This is a genomic window from Hespellia stercorisuis DSM 15480, assembly GCF_900142165.1.
In the GTDB taxonomy this organism is placed as follows: Bacteria; Bacillota; Clostridia; order Lachnospirales; family Lachnospiraceae; genus Hespellia; species Hespellia stercorisuis.
In genome coordinates, this window is sequence record NZ_FQZY01000116.1 from 1 (window position 1) to 7,749 (window position 7,749).

Genomic DNA, 7,749 nt, shown 5'->3' on the forward strand with positions numbered 1-7,749 from the left:
GCATAATCTTCAGCATCTGTTTTGGCGTTGCAGTATTTTTCCGAATCCGGAAATAAGTCCCTAATAAATCTGAAATATTCATCTCCTCCACGAATTGACTTAGCAAACGCACCGAATCATTATCTGGGATTATGTAATCGATATTTAGTGGCAGTTTTAGTTGATAAAAATCTTCTGCCAGAGTATAATTCTTTTGTAAGATTTTATTTATTAGCATAAGTATATTTTACACCTTTTGCCAGGCTTTTCGAAGCCTGGCATTTGTGTTTTTGCATAAAAAAGGAGCTGCGCACTAATTACTTAGTGCGACAGCCCCTTCTTCGTTCTCTCCGTATGCCCGCTCCGCCACAATGCGGCTGTTTTTATTTAGTCTTTTCGATAGCCGGGTGTAATCCCGATTCAGCAGTCCCGCATACAGCATGTCCACCAGCGCGATCTGTGAAATGCGTGAGAATATCGTATTTCCATACAGAAACTGTTGATTACTGGCACAGATCAAAATATCGGCATAGTTGGCGATGACCGCATTTTCAAAATTGGTGACCACCATCGTCCTCGCCCCTGCTTTTTTCGCTTTCCGCATCATCTCCACCGTATGCTTCGAATAGCCTGAGTAGGAGATCCCAATAGCCAGATCTTTTTTTGACAGGTTGCCGGCACTTACATTCTGCAGGTAATAGTCTCCGTACATCCTACAGTTCAGTCCCAGATATGTCAGCTTCGTCATCAGATCAGTGGCTGTGCAGATGGAGTTCTCCACACTGTATATCACAATGTTTTCCGCTTCAAGGATCGCATCTATGGCCCGCTTATACTCTTTAATCTGAATACTTTTCAAGGTCTCCTCCAGCATTTGCACCGATGTATTGATGATTTTTCCCGGAATCTCCTCCAGCTTATCTCTGCCGGAAAGCTTGAATCCATAGAGTTCAATTCTGTCCTCCACTGATGCAGGAGCATCCTTTCTTGCATGCTCCTGCATCAGACTGTATTTAAAATCCCGAAACCCTTTGTACCCCAATGCCTTTACAAACCGGACGATCGTCGGCTGACTCACCTGCGTCTGCCCCGCCAGTTCTTCCATGAGGAGTTCTTCTCCAGTGCCTTTGTATTTCAGTACCCAGTCCGCCACTTTCTGCTCTGATGGGCGAAGTGTCGCATACACTTCTTTTATCCGTATTTGGATTGCCTTCTCCATCTCACGTTCCCTCCCGTAGAAAATCTACAAAGAATCTTATTTTTGACTTTCCACTTCTTTTCTGTCTGCCTGTTTTTTCAAACTTTTGAATTGATTTTTGAAATATTGTATCTCAAAAAATACAATTCCACGCTTCTATTTCCTCAACATCTTTTTCATTTTGCGTCCTTCCTTTTTGTCACTTTCCCGTTTGATTCTGAATAATTCTATTTTATCATACAACATTTTTAATTGCCATGCGCAGTGCAGCAATTGCTGAAATAATATCTGCAATCGGCTGTGCATAAGATCATTTACTGGCAATTACCGCGACCGGGCTTACACCGACGCGGAGCTGTCGCACACTCAGTGTGCGACAGCTCCGCGTATATGTGTCATCAATATCATCATAACTATGCCTCAGAATAAATCATTTCCATCGCATCCATGTTATATACAACCGCTGAACCTTCTCCTCTAAACGCAATCGTATCTGCATGGTCCGGATACCAGCGGGAGGTCATTACCTGCTGGCCATCATTGATGAAAAGCTCCAGGGCGGAAGTATCCATCAATATGCGAAGCTTCTGAAGCGCCTTCACTTCTGCAACACGTTCTGTACGTCCATATCCACTCTTATCTGTCAGCTTCAATATGAGAAGATTGTTTTCATATACAATCTCTGCCCCATCGCCTAATTGAACATGCAGCTGATTCGATTTATTCTCTATACAGATATCAGCACCTTCTTCCAGTGCACATTTCTCTTCTCCTGAAAATGTGACCTGATGCATTCCACTGCGCAGTGCCTCCAGCTCTTTGATCGGCGTCGCAAGAATCTGCTCCCCATTCCAATGCAATTCACGTGGTACACTCATTCCATGCTGCCATCCATTTTTTTCTGTTGGATTGGTATAATCTGCATCTGGCATTCCCATCCAGCCAATCACAATTCTTCTTCCATCCGGTGCTTCAAATGTCTGTGGCGCATAATAGTCAAACCCAAGATCCGATTCTGTAAACGCTCCAAGCGTATACTCGCCTCTGAAATCTCCATAAAGTGGAAAATATCCACAAGAATATACATTCTGATAGTGATTTCCATCTTGACTTACCCCTTGTGGAGACAGAGCAACAATACACTGACCATCCAATACAAATAAATCCGGGCATTCCCACATATATCCAAACACATGAGGCGTTGTGATCGTATTGATATGATTCCAGTTCACTTTGTCCTCAGATTCATATACGAGAATCTCTCCGCGGTCTTCTTTTGTCCGAGCCCCAAGAACCATATAGAACCGGCCATCTTCTTCCCAGACTTTTGGGTCACGCACATGGCAGGTCAGATTGTCTGGATAATCTTTATTTTCAAGGAGCAGCTGATTAGAGTCTGCCTTTATTCCATCTTTTGAAATCGCAAGTGCCGTATTATGTCCACGCCCTGTATGAATATAATCATGATCCCCCTGATATTTTACATTTCCCGTATAATAAAGGTACAAGCCTTCCTCTGTGACAAGCGCGGATCCAGAATACACCCCGTGAAGATCCCAGGTGTCACTGGGGCACAAAAATACTGGCTGCTGTGTCCAATTCAGAAAATCAGGACTCGTCCAATGTCCCCAGAATACATTGCCTGAACCATCTGGACTAAATGGCCGATATTGAAAATATACATGATAATTTCCATGATACCAGCATAATCCATTTGGGTCATTCATCCAACCTACTGGAGGCATCAAATGAAATTTTAAACGATATGGATCTGAATTTATTTTTGAAAGGTCAGCCGCTTCTACACGGCCGACTAATTTGCATAAATCTCTATTCAATGCATTCATACTTGTTCTTCCTTATTTTTTAATCGTCATTAATGGTTCCATTGCTGTAATCTCGCCTTGTGCACCGGTAATTTCTGAATAATCATCTGTGTTTGCGATAATCACTGGTGTCACAGTGCGATATCCCTCTTCATTGATTGCGGCAATATCAAATTCCATTAATAAATCTCCAGCATTTACGTGCTGACCATCTTTCACGTGTGCAGTATAATGCTTGCCTTCCAAGTTCACCGTATCCACTCCAATGTGAATTAGAATTTCCACTCCGTTATCACAAGTAAGACCTACTGCGTGTCCCATAAGCGCTGATACTGTCCCTGCACATGGCGCAAATGCTTTTCCCTCCGAAGGCTCAATTGCAAAGCCTTTTCCAAGTACTTCTGCTGCAAATGTTGCATCGCCTGTATCTTGCATAGAAACTATTTTACCAGTCATCGGAGCGCATACTACGATTTCCTTTTCAGAATCATCTGCCGTTTCAATGCTATCTGCTGATTTTGAAGTTTCTGTCGTTTTCTCAACAACAGACTGTGTATCACCAGCCACATCTGCTGCTTCCACTGTATTTTTATATCCGAACATCCAGGTAAGAATAAATGCTACTGCCGCTGCAATGATAAACATTAAGATATATTTCACTGGTGCGTTCAGGCAAAGTAGGATTCCAAAGATACCCGTCACACCTGTTCCGGTTGCTCCTAGTCCAGTAATAGATGCGAACATCGCTCCGGCACCACCACCGATACAAGCGCAAATGAATGGGCGTAAGAATCGAAGGTTTACACCAAAGATCGCTGGTTCTGTAATTCCCATGAATGCAGAAAGGGAAGATGGAAGAGCCATTGCTTTCAATTTCTTATCTTTTGTCTTAAGCGCGACTGCAAGAGCTGCGGCACCCTGAGCGATATTGGCTGCTGATGCAAGTGGCAGCCAGTATGTTACGCCAAATTCCTGAATCTGCCCAAGGTCAATGATCGAATACATATGATGAATCCCTGTTACGACTGTCGGTGCATAAAATGCTCCCATAAGAAGAGATCCAATTCCAAACGGGATAGAGATCAGTGCCTGCACTCCGTTGATAATACTTGACTCAACCCAGTTAAATATAGGACCGACTACTGTCATTGTCAAAAAACCTGTTATAAATACTGATACAAGAGGTGTGACAAATAAGTCAAACATCGCTGGTACTTTTTTGTGAAGTCTCTTCTCAATAGCAGCCATGATAAATACTGCAACAATGACAGAAATTACGTGTCCCTGATATCCAAGAAGCGGTACTTTATAAATGCCAAACACATCTAAATAACTTTCAATACCTGCAGTCTTGCCCCAGGCATTTTGGAGGTTTGGATGAACCATGATCATACCGATAACAGCACCAAGATATGGATTTCCACCAAATACTTTTGCAGCAGAGAAACCGATCAGCACTGGCAGGAATACATAAGCTGTATTAGAAAATAAGTTTGCTAAAAAGAAAAGTGCGTTGTCTGGATTCAAATTCAAATATCCTGCATTGATCATGAAGTTCAATGACTCCATAATTCCCATTAAAAATCCAGAAGCAACGATTGCCGGGATAATTGGTACAAAGATATCTCCAAGTGTTTTAATAAAACGCTGGAAAAGATTTCCCTTCTGAGCAGCTGCTGCTTTTACATCTTCTTTGGATGCTGCCGATGCTCCTGAAAGTGAAATAAATTCATCGTATACTTTGTTTACGACTCCTGTACCAAAGATGATCTGTAACTGTCCTTGTGCCTCAAATACACCCTTTACTCCATCCACATTTTCCAGTTCTGTTTTGTTACACTTACCGTTGTCTGCAACCACAAGACGCAGGCGTGTTGCACAGTGCGCTGCTGATACAATGTTGTCTTTTCCGCCGATACATTCGAGAACGCCGGCTGCTGATTTTTTGTAATCCATAATCACTCTTCCTTTCTTATATCCCTCTTATCAATCCTACTATGTCTGATCAATTGTTTGATTCTTGTGTGAAATCGTTCTCATATTATGTTTTAAAAAAAGCCATATTTGTTCAAAATATAGGCTTTTTATATCATGAGAACGTTCTCACGTTTCTTTAAATACATGATAACCGATTATAAAGTTTTTGTAAAGTCGGGATTATGCACAATAATTCACTCGCCAATTTGTGCATTTCATCCAAACTTGCTTGTTTCTCACATTTCGAATTCTAATAGGACCTGGTCCATGGAATGCTCTGCCATTTATGGAACAAAGAGTTTCGCTTGCGAACTCTCGCGCCGAAGCACGGTCACCTCAGTGACCATATTCCATTTGTGTGTACTGCGCATCCCCCTTACCCACCACTTAGTGCTCTACGCACTTGAAGTGGGGGAATGCTTACAGATGTTCCTATGACAGCTTTCTTTTATTCTTCCTCTACGAGCATAAAACAGGAATCGGCAAGTTCACTTCCATCCGTTGTTTCAGCCGTAATCTTTACACAGCCTGGTCGTTTCGCAGTAACTATGCCATTATAGTTAACTGAGGCGATAGACTCATCTGAAGATGTCCAGCGAAATTCTTTATTTGTCGCATATTTGGGACAGATATTCAGAGAAAGTGTTCTGTGCTCGCCGGATGTAATTGTCGGAAATAAATCTGTGAACCCGATTGCTTCAACAGGCACCTCTCCCTCTACTGTCACTCTGCAAAAAGCAGTCGCTTTCGTTCCATCTGCGGTTTTAGCTTTGATATGAACAATTCCCGGTCTTTTCGCCGTAATCACACCATTTTCATCAACCGAGGCAATCTCTTTGTCAGAAGAAGACCATTCTACCGTTTTATTTGTACAGTCAGCTGGTGATACTTTGGCGGTAAGCTCAATGACTTTTTTTTCTTCAAGCGAGAGCTCTTTTTTAGAAATCTCAACCGAAGTTGACTTCACCTCTGGATAAGAATACTCGGCACCTTTTCCATAAGAAATTCCATTCGGCCAAACCCATCCTATCAAGCCCGTTTCCCCCTGGAGTGTAGCTGTCTGCATATTCTCCCAGTCTTCTATCGAAATCACAAAGAACTTTTCATGATAGCCTGCAACTGTACCATCTCCCAGATAGATAACCGCATCACCTTGTTCTTTATTATCTACTCCACTTCCTATCAGAACAGCGCCGACAGGAATATCATCATTTCCAGTCATACCAGAATATTCCCAATACTTCCAGAATTCATAAGCCTGTCTGCAAGTAAATGTATTCTCGACCGTAGAATATATACCGGAAATCCATTCCCCTGATGTAGCTGGAAGGGACTCCACAGAATTTTTCTTTGCTGCGGTCGCAATCGCAACCTGGTCATCGGTCACTGAGAAATCAAAATCATTTTCTCCCCAGTAATTTCCTCTGTTGACTGCCTTTACGATAGGCTGCCCCCACTCCGAATGACAGCCGGATGTTCCTGGATTCGGATGTGCTGTTCCGTACCAGCTGTCTTTGTCGACAACACTTTCTATGATACAATTTCCATCCAAATGTCCCCATTCATTGCATCCCGGATCACCAAAACTCTTTATGTCACCAATCACGCACTCCCAGATCGATCCATCCTCTAAATAAAAATCAACATAATCACCAATCACACCGTAGGTGTTCGTGCAGGCAATGACATAGCGGCAGCCGATCCGTCCGAAACCTTCTTCATCGAATTTCATGCCAGCCGCTTCCCTTAATTTGTATTGCGAACTGCCCACTGAGGTAATACACTGCCAACCCATATAGGAATGGATTCTTCCCAGTCCCTCCGGAATATCAAGGGATTCTCCCATTACCATTGGTACGACCGATTCTATCTCCTCTTCTTCCTCTTCAGTCTCTTCCTCTTCTTCCTCAGAATTTTCCTCTTCTGATTCTTCTGTCTTCTCTTTGTCCGCATCCTCCTGCTCAGATGAATCAGACGTTTTCTCTTCTTCGGAATCGCCTGGTGTTTCCTCTTTTTTATCCTCTTGTGTCTCTTCGTGTTTTTCCGTTTCCTCCGATGTATCCGGCTTCACAGTTTCTTCCGAGACCGTTGTATCGCCTCCTGCCGGGGATGTCTCTTCCGCAAAAACCAACGTCGAAGAACTAAGCGTAAGGACAACAGACAACGCCAAGGCTATGTATTTCTTTTTCATATTAACTCTCCTGTAAATATGTGCTTCTCTCTTCCTATCATTTAGATCCATCAGCCTATAGCAGGCTGTGAGTCAGGAAGGGTATCGTCTTTTATTATACAGCTTGTTTTTCCCCTTGGCAACTGTTTATCTTCTTGAGTTCCCGCAGCATTTTTTGCAAATTCTATTTTATTTTTTCAATGCTGGATTTTGGTGAATAGAACCATCAAAAACTTATTTCTCAATCAAAAAAGACACCAGAAAATCTAGTGTCTTCATCTATATACCTTCAAAACTTCACACAAAGAGTTAAATACTATCCAATCCATCCTATTACCTATTCCGTTTGGTTATGCCCTCGACCTATTAGTAACAGTCAGCTCCATACATTACTGCACTTCCACCTCTGTCCTATCTACCTTGTCGTCTTCAAGGGGTCTTACTAACTTGACGTTATGGGATATCTCATCTTGAGGGGGGCTTCACGCTTAGATGCCTTCAGCGTTTATCCCTTCCCGGCTTGGCTACTCTGCTATGCTCTTGGTAGAACAACAGATACACCAGCGGCCAGTCCAACCCGGTCCTCTCGTACTAAGGTC

The 7,749-nt window shown here is 42.7% G+C and carries 4 protein-coding genes, 1 rRNA gene and 1 pseudogene; all 6 read right to left on the reverse strand.

Going from position 1 to position 7,749, the window contains the following annotated elements; genetic code table 11:
- Window positions 1-217, reverse strand: a pseudogene (locus BUB85_RS21925) (IS5/IS1182 family transposase); the annotation flags it as partial.
- 75 nt (window positions 218-292) lie between these two features.
- Window positions 293-1,198, reverse strand: coding sequence for a MurR/RpiR family transcriptional regulator (locus BUB85_RS20230; RefSeq protein ID WP_073113282.1), 906 nt, complete (start codon window positions 1,196-1,198; stop codon window positions 293-295).
- A gap of 392 nt (window positions 1,199-1,590) precedes the next feature.
- Window positions 1,591-3,024 carry a glycoside hydrolase family 32 protein gene (locus BUB85_RS20235; protein ID WP_073113283.1) on the reverse strand — a complete coding sequence of 478 codons (1,434 nt, stop codon included), beginning with the start codon at window positions 3,022-3,024 and terminating at the stop codon, window positions 1,591-1,593.
- Between the two features lie 12 nt (window positions 3,025-3,036).
- Window positions 3,037-4,959, reverse strand: a complete 1,923-nt coding sequence (locus tag BUB85_RS20240) for a PTS beta-glucoside transporter subunit IIBCA (protein WP_073113284.1) — start codon at window positions 4,957-4,959, stop codon at window positions 3,037-3,039.
- A 469-nt stretch (window positions 4,960-5,428) separates the two neighbouring features.
- Window positions 5,429-7,171: an Ig-like domain-containing protein gene (locus BUB85_RS20245; RefSeq protein ID WP_073113285.1), complete on the reverse strand. Its 1,743-nt coding sequence runs from the start codon at window positions 7,169-7,171 to the stop codon at window positions 5,429-5,431.
- A gap of 325 nt (window positions 7,172-7,496) precedes the next feature.
- A 23S ribosomal RNA gene (locus tag BUB85_RS20250) occupies window positions 7,497-7,749 on the reverse strand; the annotation flags it as partial.

Excerpts from the sequence above, each read along its gene's own strand:
- BUB85_RS20230 (WP_073113282.1), bottom strand. The coding sequence starts at position 1,198 with ATGGAGAAGGCAATCCAAATACGGATAAAAGAAGTGTATGCGACACTT.
- BUB85_RS20235 (WP_073113283.1), bottom strand. The coding sequence starts at position 3,024 with ATGAATGCATTGAATAGAGATTTATGCAAATTAGTCGGCCGTGTAGAA.
- BUB85_RS20240 (WP_073113284.1), bottom strand. The coding sequence starts at position 4,959 with ATGGATTACAAAAAATCAGCAGCCGGCGTTCTCGAATGTATCGGCGGA.
- BUB85_RS20245 (WP_073113285.1), bottom strand. The coding sequence starts at position 7,171 with ATGAAAAAGAAATACATAGCCTTGGCGTTGTCTGTTGTCCTTACGCTT.